The following is a 16,618-nucleotide window of genomic DNA, read 5'->3' as shown; positions in this document are numbered from 1 at the left end:
CTGACCGGTCTGAGCGGTTCCACATGGCGTCAGAGCATCGGCGGAAATCGATAAAACACAGGATGCAACGGGAGGATCACCATGTCCGACAGCGAGAAGGTCCTGGACGCGAGCACCGTCGAAGTGGCCGAGGGGTCCGAATCAGCCACGGGCGAAACGGGCAATACCGAAGAATTAACCTCCGAGGTGGCCACCGGGCCCACTGAAGCGGCAGACCACGACGACCTCGACGACGACCTCGACGACATGGAATTCATGCTCGACGAGATCGAGAACCGCATCGCTCCGCTGGCCTGAGAACATTTCCCATATGCTGCGAAGGCAGAATGGCGTGAAAACACCGCCGACGCTTCTGTTGATGGGCGCACCGCCAGTATCCTTATATGAAGGTGAAGTGGCGGAAATAAATATCGGCCCCGGCCTCCCTGCCGGGTTGGACGGTATGCGTCACATCCTGCTGAAACTGGCCGCCTTGGGTGCGAACCGCGCGGCTGCGATCCGGAAAGTCGCCGAACAGCGCGCCTCGGAATGGAACATTCTCTTTCCTGGAGAGTTTCCCGACGCCGCCCCGCTTCCCGTCATCGCCGCGACCTGTTCCGAGCGGCGCCTGCACGCCGAAAGCGAGCAGATGTTCCGGGTCATCACAGCGGTCGGACAGGCGGTGACAGCCGCCGCGCAGGCCGAGCCGGTCACGCTGGTGCTCCGCCGGACGGCGGCCCTCGACCTGCCGACCCTGCGGGCCGTCCCGCACCTGGTGGAGAGGGCCGCGCTCTGCGGAGCCCCCCTGCGCCTCGTCCTCGCCGAACTCGACCCCGACGGGCCCGACGCGAACGCCGACGGGGCCGAACTGATCGCCGACGGCCCCGTTGACGGGCCTGCCGCGGTCCCCGACGGCTTCGGCGACGCCGCGCAGGAACGCTCCGCGATCCGCCGCCTCTACCTCACCGCCCTCATCGACCGCCTCGGCGCCCCGGTGGAACCCGGTGAGCCCGCCTCGGCAGCCGGCACGCCGGCCGCACCAGCGGTCCGGCCACCGAGCCGCGAACGCCAAGCCCTCGACGCCCTGCGGGCCGCCACCTCACCCGAAGCGGCCGTCGCGGCGGCCATCGCCCTGATGCGGGCCGCGTTCTTCAACACCCACCACGACATCGGCGTCCTCGCCGCCCACCGGCTCCTCGCCGAGGCCGACCAGCACCCCGTGCTGGACACCCGCGCCGTCCGACTCCTGCTGGAGGAGTGGGACCTCGGCGACGACCCCGGATCCGTCGGCGTCGACGCGAGCGCCGTCACCAGCGCCGACGCCCTGCGCAGTCTCGCCCACCGCTATCTGGGCATGGTGCACGTCTTCGTACTCGACTACCGCACCGGCGCCGCACACCTGCGCCGCGCCGCCGGCCTCGGCCCGGCCGTCGTGCGCGCCCGGGCCCAACTCCTGCTCGCGCTGCTGCTCATCAAGCGCGTGCGGCAGGTCCCGGAAGGCTTCGCCGCGGCCGACGCCGGGCTCGCCGCCCTGGTGGGCGACACCACCCCGGCCGCCATGGTGGAAGCAGCCTGGCTGCACAACGTCAAGGCGCTCGGCCACGTCCAACTCCGGGACGGGAGCGCGGCCATGGCCGAGGAGAGGATCGCGGTCCGCCTGATCGGGAAGCTGGCCAGCACCGACGCCACCCACCTCAAGGTCAACCTCATCTCCAACATCAGCGTCCTCAAGGAGTACGCGCGCCGGCCCGAGGCCGCCGTACAGGTGTGGCGCCGCTTCTCCCGGCGCAGCACCGAGTGGGGCGACACCTTCTTCAAACACCACGCCTACCGCGAGGCGGGACTCCTGATCGCCGCCGGCGAAGTCGAGCAGGCGCGGCCTCTCCTCGCCGAATCCTGCCGACTTGCCGAACTCGCCCACGACGACTTCTACGGCGCCCACATGGCCCTGGAACGCGGCGCGTTGCTGCTCACGGCCGACCCCGGCCAAGCCGCACGGGCCTTCGCCGACGCGGGGGACCACGCCACCGCGCTCGGCGACCCCTACCTGCGCGCGCTCGCGGTCGTCGGCGGCGCGGCAGCGGCCGGGCAGATCGGCGACGCGCCCCGCCGGGAAGCGGCCGTCCTCCTGGAAGCCTCCACCTCCTACCCCGAGCAGAGCGCCCGGCTCGCCGCCGCGCTGACCGACGGCACCGACGACGAACTGCGCGCCTTCCTGCCCGCTCCCAGAACCAAACTCAACCGGCCCTTCGCCACCGTACGGCTGGCCTTCCCGGAGCGCGCATGAACTGGAAGCTCAGCGACACCTTCCTGCTGCGGCGGGCCGGTTTTCCCTTCGACCTGTTGGACGGGTTCGCCGCCACCGACCTCGCCCGCCTCGCCCTGCGCTGGGCCGACGTCACGGAGGAGGCCGAGCGGCGGCGCCGGGTACTGCTCGGCGAGCTGTTCCCCGCCGCCGTGGAACGGGCCCGCAAGCGCGAAGACCGAGCGGCGCTGCGCGGCCTGTCAGCGCTGCGCCGCTCGGTCGGCCGCAACCGGGTCCGCCCCGCACCGCCGAGCCTCGACGACGAAGAGCTGACCCAAGCCCACCGCGCCTGGACGGAACAGGCCGACCGAGCCGCCCAGCTGGCCGCGGAGGTGCAACGCGCCGTGGCACCCGCCTGGGAGAGCGCCGCCCGCGGCCTGCGCGAACTCGCTGAGCGCGAGGACATCTCCGACGCCCTCCTCCAGCTCTCGCCCGACTTCCACGAAGCCACCACGCGCCACCTCGCCGACGACCGGCGCGCCGACGCGGCGTCCCGGGCGCACGACCGGCGCCTCTGGTCCTACCTGCAGCGCCTCGCCGCCAAGAACGAAACCACCAGCGCCTTCGGTCCCGTGACCTTCGGCTCCTTCGGCGCGGTCGACGCACCGGAGGCGGGCGCGGAACTCCCCCACGGCGTACGCGAACGCGTCGCCTTCGTCTCGTTCTGGGCCGCCGTGGCCATCGGCCGCGCCGCGACCCGCAGCGCCGCCGTGCGCAACCTCGTCCCGGCGCGCCGCCTGTCCGCCGTCCACCTCACCGGCGACCTGGCGACGCTGCCCGGCCGCCCGCCCGTCCCGCTCTCCGAGACCGAGCTGAGCGTGCTGCACGCCTGCGACGGCACCCGTGACGCCCAGGGCATCGCCGACGCAGCCCGGCTCGACATCGCCGCCACCCGCGCGGCCCTGGCCGCCCTGGAGCGCTCCGCGATCATCCAGCGGCGCTGCGAACCGTGCTCCACCAGCCTCGACCCGCTGCGCGACGTACTCGACCAACTCCCCGACACCCCCGACCTGCACGCGTTCACCGCCGCGGCGAAGGAGTTCGCCGATCTCGTCGCCGCCTTCGCCACCAGCCCGCCGGACGCGCGCCGCGCCGCGCTCCGCCGCGCCGAGCGGGCCTTCGAAGTCCTCACCGGCGCCCCCGCCCGGCGCAACGCCGGCGGCACCTACGCCGACCGACTCGTCCTCTTCGAGGACTGCCACGGAGACGGCCAGCCCCTCACCCTTCCGGAGCGCTTGCGGCAGCGCATCCAGCACGAACTGGGCCCCGTGCTCGACTTCGGCCTCACCGTCGGACAGCGGGTGCGCGCCGCCCACCGGCAGCTGGCCACAGAACTCCTCGCCGAAACCGGCGAGTCGGGCTTCCTCGAATTCGCCGCGCGGCTCACCCGCGCCGTCGAAGAAGGCCGCCTGCGCCCGGCGCTCGCCCCGGTGGAACGGCTCCATGACGCCTACCGGACCCTGGTCACCGACGCGAGCGACGGCCGCGTCGCCCGCCTCGACCCCGACCGGCTGACCGCCCTCGGGCGGCCGGCCGACACCCCCGCCTTCGTCAGCCCGGACCTGCTGCTCACCGGCGCCCGGCACGGCGAAGGTCCCCTCGTGCTCGGCGAGATCCACCCGTACGTCTTCGGCTGGGGCCTCCAGGGCGGCTTCGCCCCCGACCCGGAAGCGCTGCGGCAGGAACTGGCCGGGCTCCTGCCCGCCTGGGGCGGCCCCGACCGGCTCGCCACCGTGCTGCACCGCAGGCGCCACAAAGGCCTGATCACCAACCGCTTCCCGGGCACGTTCATCGAAGTCACCGGCACCGCGCACAGCGCACCCCGCCGCGTGCCCATCAACGCCCTGCGGGCCGCCCTGCGCGACGGCGAACCCACGCTGCTGGGCCCGGACGGCCCGCTGGAGCTGTACGTCGGCGAGGCAGACCACCCGCACCTGCGCGTCTTCGCCCCCGCCCAAGTCGAAGTGGCCCGGCTCGCCCTCGGCGAACGCACCCCGCGGATCGTCGTCGGTGACGTCGTGGTGCAGCGCGCGGCCTGGCGGCCCGGCGAGACTCACCGCGACGCCCTCGTGGCGGCCGGCACCGACCGACTTCCGCTGGCCGTCGCATCGTTGCGCCGCGCCCTCGATCTGCCCCGGCACCTCTTCTCCCTCGGCGCGGGCGAGATCAAGCCCCTCTACCTGGACCTCGACTGCGTCCACAGCCAGTACGCGCTGCGACAACAAGCCGAACACGGGCCCCTGTCCCTGGTGGAAATGCTCCCCGCGCCCGACCAGCTCTGGCTGCGCCGCTCCACCGGCGCCTTCACCAGCGAGCTGCGCCTGTCCATGTCCCGGGTGCCGGGAGGCCGCACATGATCACGGTCGTGCCCCCGTACGGAGACCCCAGCCTCCGTCTCGCCCACCGCCCGCAGGACGGTGAACTCCTCGACGTCACCGCCCGGTTCGTGGCTGATCTGGTGGCGGCGGCAGAGGCCGGAAAGCCCCTCGGCGGCGCCGAACCCGCCGACCGGGGCGCCGCGCTGATGCGGACGGCGGGGGCCGCCGCACTGGGCAACGGCCACGCCGACATCGTGCACCGGCTGCGCGGCCTCGGCCCCGTCCTCACCAGCCTCGCCGCCCCGGCACACGGCGTACACCTGCGCCTCGACGACCTCGAACTGACCGAAGGAACCACCCAGAGCAGCGCCGACGTGCTCCGCGCCGCCGCCGCACCCGCCCCCTACCAGGCCGCCCTGGACCGTGCCGCCGACCACGCCCGTACCCATCGCGAGGTCACCGTCGTCATCGAACGCGACCAACAACTGCCCGCCGCGCTGTGGCTCCTCGACGAACTGCGCGCGGCACCACCCCGCACCCTGCGGGTGACCGGCCGCTACGCCACCGCCTGCTGGCCCGTCCTGCGCACCCTGCCGCCCTGCGCGGACGCGACGCTCGCCCCCACCCCCCGCGGACTGCCCTGGCTCGTCGTCGACCCCTTCCGGCCCGATACCCCGCCCGCCCTGCGCTGGCGGGAACGGGCGGCCGACCCACGGCCGCACGGGCCATGGGCGGGTCGGGTCGCCCTGCGCGACGTCCTCGCGGGTGAGGCCACCGGCACCCGCACGGCCGTTCTCGGACTGTGCGCCGACGGCGAACGTGCCCTCGGCCGCGGCGGCTCCACCGCCACCTGGCCGGAGCTGGCCGGGGCCCTGGAGGCACTGCGCGCCCAGGGCACCCGCGTCCTCGCCGAAGTGTGGGTCGGCGCCCCGGGCTGTGTACCGGGCGAGGCCGGGCGGGGACTGCGGGCCGTGGCGGACGTAGTGGACCGCGTCGCCGGACTCCGCATCTTCGACTGGCCGGTCGGCTGGACCACCCCCCGGTGGGGCCCCCATCCGGTGACGTACAAGGAGACCGGCCTCGACCTCGCCCGCCACCACAGCCTGCACGGACAGCCGCCGCCCGGCGAGCTCACCGCACTCGTCACCGCCCTGGCCGGTCCCCTGGCGCGCGCCGGCGAGCTGGTCCCCGGCAGGGTCGCGGCCGCCTACCTCGCCACCCCGCCCACCCGCGCCGGCCAGGGCCTCGGGCTCGACCCCGATGTGGTGCTCGGCGCCCACAGCACCCGCACCGGCAGGGGCATCGCCGTCAACCTGCGCACCGGCGCCTGCACCAGGATCGGCGGCGAGGTGGCCGAACTCCTCGCCCGGCCCCCGCGGCCGCGGGCGGACACCGTCCGCACCGTCCTCGCGGCGCTGCCCGGGCCGCAGCTGTCCGCGCTGCGTGACGGCGACGTCCTGGTGGGGGCCGCGTGAGCGGGGCGTGGCGCATGTCGCCGGTCTTCGTGCTGCGCCACGCGGGGATGCCCTGGGAGTGGTTGACCGAAGTCGCCTTCCCCGACGATCTGGTGCGGCTCGCCGACCGCGCGGAGGAGGACGGCACCGACGCCGCTGCCCGCTTCGACGACGCGTACGCATCCGAACGCGCCCGCCTGCGCGAGGTGTTGCACCGGCGGGCCCGCCAGGAGGAGTTCCGCGCCGCCGTGTTCCTCTCCAACCCCGGCATGTACGAGGGCATGCTGCGCGGTTACCTGGGCCGGGACGAGATACCGGACAACGCGCGCTTCAGACGCGTCGAGCGGCAGATCTACCTCTACCTCCAGCGGTTCTGCGGCAAGAACGAGACCACAAGCACCTTCGGACCGATGGGATACGGCGAGCGGGACGACGGCGAGGGCCTGCGGATAGAGCGCCGCGCACAGCGCCGCAAAGTTCTGGCCGCACGCTGGGCACTGGAGGAACTGGCCCGCGCCCTGGCACGGGACCCCGCACTGCGCCGGCACATCCCGGTGCGCCGCCCTCATCTGACCGCACCGGCGAACCCGGGGCAGACGCCGCGTACGCCACAGGGGCGCGCCCTGTGGGACGCGCTGGCCGACGGCCCGCTGTCGCTCGCCGAGCTCGCCGCACGCCTCGGCATCTCCGTCGCGGAGGCCGGACGGCAACTGCGCCCGCTGCTCGCGGACGGACTGCTGCACCGGGGGCTGCTCTTTCCCGCCGACGTCGTCGACGGCCTCGCCGGGCTGCGCGCCGCGGTCGCGTCGCTGCCCGAAGTCCCGCGCCGCGACGTGTGGTTGGCGGAATTGGACGCCTTCGCCGATGGCTTCCGGGCCTTCGCCGCGGCCGGGGTGGACGAACGCGCGCGCCTCCTGACCGCGCTCGAGACCAGGTTCACGGCGCTGACCGGCGCCCCCGCCCGCCGCGGGGCCGGAGACATCTACGCGGACCGCCTCATCCTCTTCGAAGAGGCGTCCTCCCCCTTCCATCTCAGGATGGGAGACGACCTCGCGCGGAGTGTCGAACGCCAGGTGGCCGACGGACTCGACCTCTCCGCCGCCGCGGGATCCGCCGTCCAGCGCGACTACCAGCAGCAGATGGCCGCCGTGCTGCGGGAGCTCGGGGGCTCGGCGCGGTTCACCGACTTCGCGGCCGCCGCCAAGCCCCAGGGGGAGATGAGCTCCAGCTTCGGCGGCCACCGGCACACCACCACGGTCGACGTGCCGGCGGGGCGCGATGTCACCCTGCCCGCCCCGGCCGAGCTCGAGGCGCCCCAGCGCTACGCACTCCCCGACATCTGCCTGACCTCCCCGTTCGGCCCCCGCCCCGGGGTCCTGCTCGCCCGCGTGCACCACCACCTGCTCCTGGAAGGCTGGCTCACCACCTTCTGGGACGACACCGACCGCATCACCCGACAAGTACGGACCTGGCTCACCGGTGCCGCCCCGGGGCGGCAGCTCGCCGCGCTCGCCACCACCCGGCGCAACAAGGGCTTCTACCGCTTCCCGGGGCGGCGCGTCCTCATCGCGCACGTCGACCACGAGGGCGGCACCGACGCCGTGGCGGGTGACGAGCTGACCGTACGGCTGTGTGACGGTGCACCGCGGCTCACCGACCGCGACGGCCACCGGCTGCTCCTGTACCCGATGCTCGCCGACCTCACCACGTACCCTCCGATCGCGGCCCTGACGGACGCCCCCGTCCTGCACCTGCCGGTCCGGCAGGCCGACCCGGGGCGGCCCCTCGGGCGAGTGCGGGTCGGCGGCGCCGTCTACCAACGTGCATGCTGGGGACTGGAGTTGACGGAACTGCGCGGCCTGCGCGGCAGCGCGGCCTTCCGGTGGCTGCGCCGCACCGCGCGCCGCACCGGGCTGCCCCGGTTCTTCTTCGTCCGCGCGGAGAGCGAACGCAAACCCCTCCTCATCGACTCCTGGTCGCCCTTCGCCGTGGACGCGCTCTGCCATCTGGCGCGGGACGTGGACCGCTGCCGGGCCGAGGAGATGTATCCGGCACCCGAGGACCTCTGGCTCCAGGACGAGCGCGGGCACTATACGTGCGAGTTGCGCGTTCAGTTCTTACGTGCGGTGGACGGCCCGGCAGGCGGGAGGACAGCACCGTGATCGGCCACTACCGGACCTTCTTCGCCTCCCCTGGCGTGCCGTGGCTGGCGTCCTTCGGCCTCGTGGGACGGCTGCCGAACGGCATGCTCAGCCTGGTCTTCGTCCTGGCCACCGCCGAAAGCACCGGGTCCTACGCGGTCGCCGGGGCCGCCGCCGCCTGCTACACGGTGGGCACCGCCCTCGGCAACCCCCTGTGGAGCCGAGGCGTCGACCGCCTCGGCGCGCGCGCCGTGCTGGCCGGCACCGGCATCGCGCAGAGCGCCCTGCTCCTCGTCGTCGCCGCCATACTGACCGGCGAGGACCGTGGCGCCGTACTCCTGGTGCTGCTCGCCGCCCTGTGCGGAGTGCTGCTGCCGCCGCTGAACGCCGTGATGCGGTCCCTGTGGTCACGGATGTTCAGTGGCTCCGAGCTCAAGACGACGGCCTTCGCGTACGAATCCGTGGTCACCGACCTGGTCTTCATCGTCGGCCCCTTCCTGGTGGCCGCCGTGACGGCGGTCGCCGACCCCGGCCTCGCGCTGGTGGCGGCCGCGGTGGCGACGCTTGCCGGCTGTGTCCTGGTGGCCGTCAGCCCGCAGGCCAAGGCCGTCCCACCTGCCGAGCAGGGCGACCGGCACTGGCTCGGCCCCTTGCGGTTCCGCGCCGTACTCGGCCTGCTGCCCGTCGGGTTCCTGCTGATCGGCAGCATCGTCGCCATCGAGGTGACGCTCGTGTCCTTCTCCGACATCAGGGGCACGCCCAGCCTGTCCGGGGTGCTGATCGCTGTGCTCTCGGTGGGCGGTGTGGCCGGCGGCCTCTACTGGGGGGCGCGGCGCCAGCCCGGCACGCACGTCCAGCAGCTCGTCGTCCTCCTCGGCGCCCTGGGCGCGGGCTGGGCACTGCTCGCCGTGACGCGGAACCTCTGGGTCCTCGGCGGTCTGCTGCTGCTCGCCGGTCTGGTGCTCAACCCCGCGATCACCGCTCAGTTCTCCGCCATGGACGACGTGGCACCACCGGAGATGATCACTGAGTCGTTCGGCTGGCTCAACGCGATGACCTCGGCGGGCTCGGCGGCGGGTGCGACGCTCGCCGGTCTCCTCGTCTCGGAGCACGCGGAGCCCGGCTTCCTGCTCGCGGCAGGCATGTGCCTCCTCGGCTGCCTCGTCGCTGTGACGTCCCAGGGTCCGTGGCAAAGGGCCGGTGCGGCGCCGGAGAAGCCGACGGAGCAGGCGGAGCAGGCGAGTTGAGGGGCGTGGAAGGTGCAGCCAGACATGCACGGAAGGGAAACAGAACACCATGGCCATGATCAGCCCCCGCCCCAAGGTGGTGTGCGTCAGCGGTTCGCTGCCGCCGGACTCCAAGACCGAACGCCTGGCGCTGTGGTGCGCCAAGGCCCTCGGTGACCTGGGCGCGGATGTGGTCCTCCACCGAGGCGCCGACATCGAGTTCCCGCACTACCGCATGCTCCCCGCCGAGCGGGACAAGCCCGTACAGCGCTACCTGGAGGACCTCAAGGAGGCCGACGGCGTCGTCCTGATCTCCCCCACGTACCACGGCACCGTGTCCGGCGTACTGAAGAACGCCCTCGACTACGTGAACGATCTCATCGGCGAACCCCGCCCGTTCCTCGACGGCCGCCCCGTCGGCTGCGTCGCGGTGGCCGCGGGCGACCAGGGCGCGACCGCCACGCTGACCACGCTGCGCACCATCGCCCACGCGCTGCGGGCCTGGCCGACACCGCTGGGCGTGGCGGCCACCGGCCCGTCCGCCGCCCTCGACATCGAGGGCGGCCCGGCCGACGACCGCCTGGTGGCACAGCTCCAGATCATGTTCGGCCAGGTACTCACCCTGGCGGTGCCCCATGCGCGCAGGCGCAGCCGCAGGGTCACCTCCTCGACCTCGTGATACGACAGCGCGCGAGCACCCTCGCCCTCACTACGCCATATTGCACCGACCGTTCCAAAACTGTACGGTACCGGCATGGCCCGACCGAGGAGCTTCGACGAGGAGCGGGCCCTGGACGCGGCGATGCGCGCCTTCTGGGCGAACGGCTACGAGGCCACTTCGACCCAGGACCTGTGCGAAGCCACCGGCCTGGGCCGCAGCAGCATCTACAACACGTTCACCAGCAAGCACGAGCTGTTCCGGCGCGCCCTGACCCGGTACATGGACACCATGAACGCCGCGCAGTTCGAGATCCTCGACGCCCCTGACCGGCCCGCCGCAGAGCGCGTGCGTGACCTGCTCGACCGCGTCATCGACGGGGAGTTCGAGCGCCGCGACAACGGCCACAGCATCGGCTGCCTCACGGTCAACACGACCGTCGAACTCGCCGGGCGCGACGCCGAGGCCGCCGCGATGCTGGAGCGGGACCTCGCGGCACGACTCGCCGTACTGCGCACCACGATCCGGTCCGGCCAGCGCGACGGGGACATCACCTCGGAGCGCGACGCGGACAGCCTCGCCCGCTACGTGAACGCGATCATCGGCGGTATGCGGGTCTCCGCGCAGGGCGGCGCGGACCGCGAGGCGCTGCGGGCCATCGCCGAAACAGCCATGGACGCGCTGACGCGCCGGTAGCAGTCGGCGCCGACGCGCGCACCATCACCCATCTCGCCGTCTCCCCTGCCCTCGCACGCCCTTTTTCTGAACCGACCCATCCAAAAGTTCTGAACCGATCCATCCAAAACCTTCCGATACAGCTCAACCCGCCCGACAGGAGCACCCCGCCATGCCCCGCGCCGTATACGTACTGGCCCTCGGCATCTTCGCCATGGTGACCAGTGAATTCGTGGTCGCCGGACTGATGCCGCAGATGGCCGCCGGACTGGACGCCACCATCCCGGAGATCGGCTACCTCATCACCGCCTTCGCCGCGGCGATGGCCCTCGGCGGACCCTTCCTCACCGTGGCCGTCATGAGGATGCGTCAGAAGTCCGCGTTGATGCTGCTGTTCGGGGTGTTCCTCGCCGGCAACGTGCTCGCGGCAGTCGCCCCCGACTACCGCACCATGCTCGTGGCGCGCGTGCTCACCGGCATCGCGTCACAGGCCTTCTTCGGCGTCTCCATATCGCTGGCCTCCCGCATCACCCGGCCCGAAGTGCGCGGCCGAGCCGTCTCGGTGGCCCTCAACGGGCTGATGCTGGGCACGCTGCTCGGGCTCCCGTTCGCCACCGTCGTCGGTGAACACCTGGGCTGGCGCGCCGCGTTCTGGTCGATCACCGGGCTGACCGTGCTCGCCGCGGCGGCCACATTCGCGGGAGTGCCGAGCGCCGACGGCGGAGCCGAGGAGAGCAAGGGGCTCCGGCAGGAACTCGGCGCCTTCCGCTCGCCCCGGCTGTGGCTCGTCTTCACCACGAGCACCTTTGTGATCGGCGCGACCTTCTCGGCTTTCAGCTACCTCAACCCGATCCTCACGGAACTCACCGGGTTCTCCACCGGGACCGTCCCGCTGCTCCTCATCGCGTACGGCGCAGCCACCGTCATCGGCAACACGATCGTCGGCCGGTTCGCCGACCGCCGCGCCCTCCCCGTACTCGTCCTCGGTCTCGCGCTCAACCTGACCTTCCTCACCGGGTTCGCGCTCTTCGCCGAACTCACCGTTCCCGCCGTGGTGTTCATGCTCGGCATCGGTCTGGTCGGCGTCACCCTGAACCCGGCCCTGGTCACCCGCGTCCAGCGGGCGGGCAACGCGGGACCGCTGGTGAACACCGTCCACTCGTCGTTCATCACCCTCGGCATCATCGTCGCCACGTCCGTCGGCGGCCCCGCCATCGACACGTTCGGGCTCCGGGCGCCCCTCTGGATCGGCGCCGGTCTCGCCGGGCTCGGCCTCGTCTCCCTCGTCCCGGACCTGCTGCGCCGCCGCGCCACGCCCCCGAGCACCGACTCGGTTACGCCCGCCACCGACCCCATACGGGAGACCGCACCCGAAGCGCCCCAGCCCGTCTGACGCGTAGACCGGGACTGTCCGCCGGTCTGCCGCTGAACCGAGGTGCTCGATGAAGCGGATGCGCTGATCGCCTCAGCGGTAGCCAGCGAGACCGTCGGCCAGCTCCTCTTCGTCACCGTCGCGGACGGCGAAGAGGGCTTGCTGGAGGGCGAAGGTCGCCCGGATCACGGCGATGCGGGAGGCGAGTTCGGGGTCGGCTCGCCCGCCGAGTGCGAGCACCTGCTCCAGGACTCCATGCCCGTAACTCGCGTCGATGGCCGCGAGATCCTCGGCCGGATCGCCGAGCGTGACTTCGTCCCAGTCGAGCACTCCGGCGAGGTGGGGCAGGCCGTTCCGCCACTCCCACAGAACGTTCTCGGCACCGAGGTCGCCGTGGACCACTGCCCGGGTGAGGTGGGGCAGGCCGTCGAGTGCCGCGAGTTCCCGCTCGGCCCGCCGGCGCCCGCCGTCGGACATGACCGGGAACAGTTCGCCGCGCACACTCTCCGCGAACCGCTGCCACCCGTCTCGTGGTGCCTCGTGCAGAACCGCTCGTACCCTGTCGTCGGCGCCGGCACGGGCCAGGCCGGCCATCAGCGCGGCGTACTGCGCCGCCACAGTGGCGGCCACCCGGGCATCGTCCAGTGCCTCGGCCTCCAGCGGTTCTCCGGGAATGCGGCCCAGTACGAGAAACGGCACCTCTTCGGCGCCGTGGGCTCCGCTCTGCAATGGCTCCGGCGTACGGAAGCCGAGGTCGAGCCCGGCCAGTGCGCGTAGTACGGCCATCCGCTCGGGCAGGCGGGCAGCCGCCGCCCGCGTGCGAGGCAGGCACACGACACGGTCCGAGCCGATGACCACGAGGTGGAATTGCCCCTCACGTACGGCCAGGTCGTCCGGTTCGTCGTCGGGCAGCAGACGGCTCAGCAGGGCGCGATGCGTTTGCCGGATGTTCATGGGGCGACCTCAGCGAGGTACGGACGCCGTCCGGGTCAGCGCCCCCAAGGGGTCGTCGAGCACCGGCTGCCAAGCCAACTCGGCCGCTCCCACCAGGCTGTTGTGGTCCAGCGTGCACGCCAGGATCGGTACGCCGCCGCTGCGCCCCCACAGGCTCCGGTCCGCCACGACGGCGCGCAGCCGCTCCGGGTCGGCCTCCAAGAGGGCGCGGTGCAGCCCGCCCAGGATGATGCGGTCGGGGTTGAGGATGTTGACCAGTCCGGCAAGTCCGAGGCCGAGCCGGTCGATCAGGGCCTCGGCCGCGGTCCGTACGGACGGTTCGCCGTAGGCGTCGCGGAGCAGTTCGCGGGCCTGTACGAGCAGTCCCTCGGGACCCGGCTCGCGGCCCGCCTCCGTCAGGAACGCGAGGGGGTCGGTCTCGACGTCCAGACAGCCCCGGCTGCCGCAGTAGCAGGGGCGGCCCTCGGAGTTCACGGTGAGGTGACCCACCTCCAGGGCGAGCCCCGAACTCCCGGTGTGCAGGCGGCCGTCGAGGACGAGCGCGCCGCCGACACCGCGGTGCCCCGTCGCCACACAGAGCAGGTCCCGGGCGCCGCGCCCCGCGCCGTGCCGGTGCTCGGCGAGCGCGGCGAGGTTCACGTCGTTGCCCGCGAAGGCCGGTCCGGCGATCCCCGCTTCCCGTACGCACTCGGCGAAGATCTCGCGGACCTGCGCGCCCGCGGGCCACGCGACGTGCAGCGGGTTGAGGGCCGTGCCCTCCGGTTCGGCGACCGCCGAAGGCACGGCGAGGCCGGCACCCACACAGCGCCTGCCCGTCTCGCGCAGCAGCCCGGCGCCCGCGTCGACGACCGCCCCGAGCACCTGCGCGGGATCGGCGCCGACGGTCTCGCACCCCGGCGCGGTCGCCACGATGCTGCCGCCGAGGCCGACCAGCGCGGCGCGGAAACCGTCGGCGTGCACCTGCGCGGCGAGGACGACGGGCCCCTCCTCCGCGACGGCCAGGCGGTGCGAGGGCCGGCCCTGCGAGCCCGCCGCCGCGCTGGGCTTCGCGTCGATCCGGATCAGCCCCAACGCCTCCAGTTCGGCGGCGACGGCGCCCGCCGTGGCGCGGGTGACGCCCAGCTCCGCGGTGAGCACGGCACGGGTGGGGGCGCGCCCGGTGTGGACCAGTTCCAGTGCGGGACCCAGCGCACCGCGTCCTCGCTCCAGGCGGGTACGCGTGGTCACTTCCCTGGTCACTTCCCCCTCGGCACGGGGGTCAGCCTTGCCCTTCATGAGGGCGAGTCTCCCATGATCCGTACACGGCATCGCCGTTCAGCCGTCATCCGCTCGTTCCTCTCCGGCCTTCGTGTCGCGGGCGCACCGAAACCGTCTTGAACCCCGGCCGTGCCCACCCCTACTCTGGACTTTGTGTCGCTACTAAACAAACTCGGGACCGCAGCGTCGCGGCCCACCGACGTCGACCTCCGCCGCCTGCGCATCGCGCTCACCGTCTTCTTCGCCCTCGACGGCTTCGTCTTCGCCGGCTGGGTCGTCCGCATCCCCGCCATCAAGCAGCAGACCGGAGCCTCCGCCGGCGAACTGGGCCTCGCCCTGCTCGCGGTCTCCGCCGGTGCCGTGATCACGATGACGCTCACCGGGCGGCTCTGCAGGCGCTACGGCAGCATCCCCGTGACGGTGGCCTGCGGGGTGGCGCTGCCGTTGAGCGTCGCGCTGCCGCCGCTGACGAGTTCGGTCCTGGTCCTCGGACTCGCGCTGCTGCTGTTCGGGGCCTCGTACGGCGGCATCAGCGTCGCCATGAACAGCGCCGCCGTGGACCTCGTACGGGCGCTGCGGCGGCCGGTGATGCCCAGCTTCCACGCCGCCTTCAGCCTGGGCGGCATGCTCGGTTCGGGTCTCGGCGGGCTGGTCGCGGGGCACCTCTCCCCCACCCGCCACCTCCTGGGCATCACCGTCGTCGGTCTGGCGATCACCGCCGCGGCGGCGCCCGCCCTGCTCCGGTACGGCGCCTCGGACCGCCTGCGCACGACCGCCGACGACGTGCCATCACCCGCCCGGGACCGCGCTCCGCGCCGCATGGACCGCCGCACCCGCGGCCTCGTCATGGTCTTCGGACTCATCGCGCTGTGCACCGCGTACGGCGAGGGCGCCATCGCGGACTGGGGCCCGCTCCACCTGGAAGAAGACCTGCACGCGCACCCGGGCGTGGCCGCCGCCGGCTATTCGTGCTTCGCCTTCGCCATGACGATCGGCCGGCTCTCCGGCACCACGCTCCTGGAACGGCTCGGCAGGACCCGCACGGTCGTGGGTGGCGGCGCGACCGCGTGCGCCGGGATGCTGCTCGGCGCGCTCGCCCCGTCGACGGGTCTCGCACTCGCCGGGTTCGCCGTGACCGGGCTCGGACTCGCCAACATCTTCCCGGTCGCGGTCGAGCGGGCCGGCGCCCTCGCGGGGCCCGGCGGAGTCGCCGCCGCGTCGACTCTCGGCTACGGCGGCATGCTCATCGGGCCACCGCTGATCGGCTTCATGGCGGACTGGTACTCGCTGCCCACGGCGCTCACGAGCGTCGCCCTGCTCGCCGCCGTCGCCGCGCTCATCGGCTTCGCGACGCGGCGTACGGAGAGGGGCGAGGGCGCTGGGGGCGTCGAGAGTGCTGAGGGCGGGAAGAAGGCGGTGGCCGTGGGGGGCACAGAGGGCGCGAAGCGTACCTCCCGTACGGAAACGGTCTGAGATCACGCGGAGGTTCCGGTTCGAGCCCGCTCCATCCGACAGACTTTGCCCCATGGATATTTCCGAGCACATCCAAGTGGTGGCAAGGGAAGGCGCGTTGCTGGCTCGGGCCGCCGCGGAGGCCGGCACCGACGCAAAGGTTCCCACCTGCCCCGAGTGGCAGGTGCGGGAGCTGCTGAAACACACGGGAATGGTGCACCGCTGGGCCGCCGCGTTCATCAACGAACGACGTACGTCGTACCAACTGAGCGGCTCCCTCCCCGACTTGGACGGCGACGCCCTGATCGAGTGGTTCCGCGAGGGACACACCGCGCTCGTCACGACCCTCACCACGGCGCCGCCCGACGTCGAGTGCTGGGCCTTCCTGCCCGCCCCTTCCCCACTGGCCTTCTGGGCGCGGCGGCAGGCGAACGAGACGACCATCCACCGGGTGGACGCCGAGTCCGCGCGCGGAGGCGAACTCTCGCCGATCGGCCGCACGTTCGCCGTGGACGGGATCGAGGAGATCCTCCTCGGCTTCCACGCGCGCGAGAAGAGCCGGGTGCGCAGCGACATCCCGCGCGTGCTGCGGGTGCGGACCACGGACGCACCGGAGGAACGGACTTGGACGGTACGTCTCTCCGACGGGCCTCCGGTGACGGAGCGCGGCACGTCGGCGCCGGCCGACTGCGAGGTGTCTGGGCCCGCGTCGCGGCTCTATCTGGCGCTGTGGAACCGCCAGCCGTTCCCGCAGGTCTCGGGCGACCACTCGTTGGCGGAGCTGTGGAGGGAGGGGTCGGCGATCGTCATGGGGTGAGGGAAGGGGA

Annotated in this window: 13 protein-coding genes; 11 read left to right on the top strand and 2 right to left on the bottom strand. The window is 72.8% G+C overall.

Translation table 11 applies throughout. From position 1 onward, the window contains the following. Positions 1-81 precede the first annotated feature (81 nt). The 9 genes from ACZ7DY_RS15835 (at position 82) to ACZ7DY_RS15795 (ending at position 12,149) form a co-directional block, all read left to right on the top strand. Positions 82-297, top strand: coding sequence for an ammosamide/lymphostin RiPP family protein (locus tag ACZ7DY_RS15835; RefSeq protein WP_471135218.1), 216 nt, complete (start codon positions 82-84; stop codon positions 295-297). Between the two features lie 175 nt (positions 298-472). Beyond that, entirely contained in the window at positions 473-2,266 is a 1,794-nt protein-coding gene (locus tag ACZ7DY_RS15830) for a hypothetical protein (RefSeq protein ID WP_471135215.1), read from the top strand. Continuing rightward, complete coding sequence (locus ACZ7DY_RS15825; protein ID WP_471135213.1) at positions 2,263-4,641, top strand: lantibiotic dehydratase; 2,379 nt, start codon at positions 2,263-2,265, stop codon at positions 4,639-4,641. Before ACZ7DY_RS15830 ends, ACZ7DY_RS15825 begins: the two co-directional genes overlap by 4 nt. Further along, positions 4,638-6,077 carry a hypothetical protein gene (locus ACZ7DY_RS15820; RefSeq protein WP_471135210.1) on the top strand — a complete coding sequence of 480 codons (1,440 nt, stop codon included), beginning with the start codon at positions 4,638-4,640 and terminating at the stop codon, positions 6,075-6,077. The genes ACZ7DY_RS15825 and ACZ7DY_RS15820 overlap by 4 nt, the downstream gene beginning before the upstream one ends. Then, positions 6,074-8,218: a lantibiotic dehydratase gene (locus ACZ7DY_RS15815; RefSeq protein ID WP_471135207.1), complete on the top strand. Its 2,145-nt coding sequence runs from the start codon at positions 6,074-6,076 to the stop codon at positions 8,216-8,218. Before ACZ7DY_RS15820 ends, ACZ7DY_RS15815 begins: the two co-directional genes overlap by 4 nt. Then, entirely contained in the window at positions 8,215-9,444 is a 1,230-nt protein-coding gene (locus ACZ7DY_RS15810) for an MFS transporter (RefSeq protein ID WP_471135205.1), read from the top strand. The genes ACZ7DY_RS15815 and ACZ7DY_RS15810 overlap by 4 nt, the downstream gene beginning before the upstream one ends. Before the next feature lie 49 nt (positions 9,445-9,493). Then, positions 9,494-10,102, top strand: a complete 609-nt coding sequence (locus ACZ7DY_RS15805) for an NADPH-dependent FMN reductase (protein ID WP_471135202.1) — start codon at positions 9,494-9,496, stop codon at positions 10,100-10,102. A 75-nt stretch (positions 10,103-10,177) separates the two neighbouring features. Next, the gene (locus tag ACZ7DY_RS15800) at positions 10,178-10,777 is read left to right on the top strand and encodes a TetR/AcrR family transcriptional regulator (RefSeq protein ID WP_471135199.1); all 600 of its coding nucleotides are present in this window, start codon (positions 10,178-10,180) and stop codon (positions 10,775-10,777) included. Positions 10,778-10,928: 151 nt separating this feature from the next. Further along, on the top strand, positions 10,929-12,149 hold the full coding sequence (locus ACZ7DY_RS15795; protein WP_471135196.1) for an MFS transporter: 1,221 nt from the start codon (positions 10,929-10,931) through the stop codon (positions 12,147-12,149). A 72-nt stretch (positions 12,150-12,221) separates the two neighbouring features. Here ACZ7DY_RS15795 and vph read toward each other — a convergent pair whose 3' ends face one another. Together vph and ACZ7DY_RS15785 are read right to left on the bottom strand one after the other, a co-directional pair. Then, positions 12,222-13,082: a viomycin phosphotransferase gene (vph, locus tag ACZ7DY_RS15790; RefSeq protein WP_471135193.1), complete on the bottom strand. Its 861-nt coding sequence runs from the start codon at positions 13,080-13,082 to the stop codon at positions 12,222-12,224. Between the two features lie 9 nt (positions 13,083-13,091). Further along, positions 13,092-14,357: an ROK family protein gene (locus ACZ7DY_RS15785; RefSeq protein WP_471135190.1), complete on the bottom strand. Its 1,266-nt coding sequence runs from the start codon at positions 14,355-14,357 to the stop codon at positions 13,092-13,094. A gap of 135 nt (positions 14,358-14,492) precedes the next feature. Between ACZ7DY_RS15785 and ACZ7DY_RS15780 the strand changes: the two genes are divergently transcribed. Next, on the top strand, positions 14,493-15,812 hold the full coding sequence (locus ACZ7DY_RS15780) for an MFS transporter (RefSeq protein WP_471135188.1): 1,320 nt from the start codon (positions 14,493-14,495) through the stop codon (positions 15,810-15,812). Positions 15,813-15,864: 52 nt separating this feature from the next. After that, a complete protein-coding gene (locus ACZ7DY_RS15775) occupies positions 15,865-16,608 on the top strand; it encodes a maleylpyruvate isomerase family mycothiol-dependent enzyme (RefSeq protein WP_471135185.1) in 744 nt (247 codons plus the stop codon). Positions 16,609-16,618: the final 10 nt, after the last annotated feature.

The organism is Streptomyces sp. NPDC037013 (assembly GCF_055607265.1).
This window is presented reverse-complemented; position numbering and strand designations above follow the sequence as displayed.

What these genes read in the sequence shown, in the direction of transcription:
- ACZ7DY_RS15775 (WP_471135185.1), top strand. Translation starts at nt 15,865, where the DNA reads ATGGATATTTCCGAGCACATCCAAGTGGTGGCAAGGGAAGGCGCGTTG.
- ACZ7DY_RS15805 (WP_471135202.1), top strand. Translation starts at nt 9,494, where the DNA reads ATGGCCATGATCAGCCCCCGCCCCAAGGTGGTGTGCGTCAGCGGTTCG.
- ACZ7DY_RS15795 (WP_471135196.1), top strand. Translation starts at nt 10,929, where the DNA reads ATGCCCCGCGCCGTATACGTACTGGCCCTCGGCATCTTCGCCATGGTG.
- ACZ7DY_RS15825 (WP_471135213.1), top strand. Translation starts at nt 2,263, where the DNA reads ATGAACTGGAAGCTCAGCGACACCTTCCTGCTGCGGCGGGCCGGTTTT.
- ACZ7DY_RS15835 (WP_471135218.1), top strand. Translation starts at nt 82, where the DNA reads ATGTCCGACAGCGAGAAGGTCCTGGACGCGAGCACCGTCGAAGTGGCC.
- vph (WP_471135193.1), bottom strand. Translation starts at nt 13,082, where the DNA reads ATGAACATCCGGCAAACGCATCGCGCCCTGCTGAGCCGTCTGCTGCCC.
- ACZ7DY_RS15820 (WP_471135210.1), top strand. Translation starts at nt 4,638, where the DNA reads ATGATCACGGTCGTGCCCCCGTACGGAGACCCCAGCCTCCGTCTCGCC.
- ACZ7DY_RS15785 (WP_471135190.1), bottom strand. Translation starts at nt 14,357, where the DNA reads ATGAAGGGCAAGGCTGACCCCCGTGCCGAGGGGGAAGTGACCAGGGAA.
- ACZ7DY_RS15800 (WP_471135199.1), top strand. Translation starts at nt 10,178, where the DNA reads ATGGCCCGACCGAGGAGCTTCGACGAGGAGCGGGCCCTGGACGCGGCG.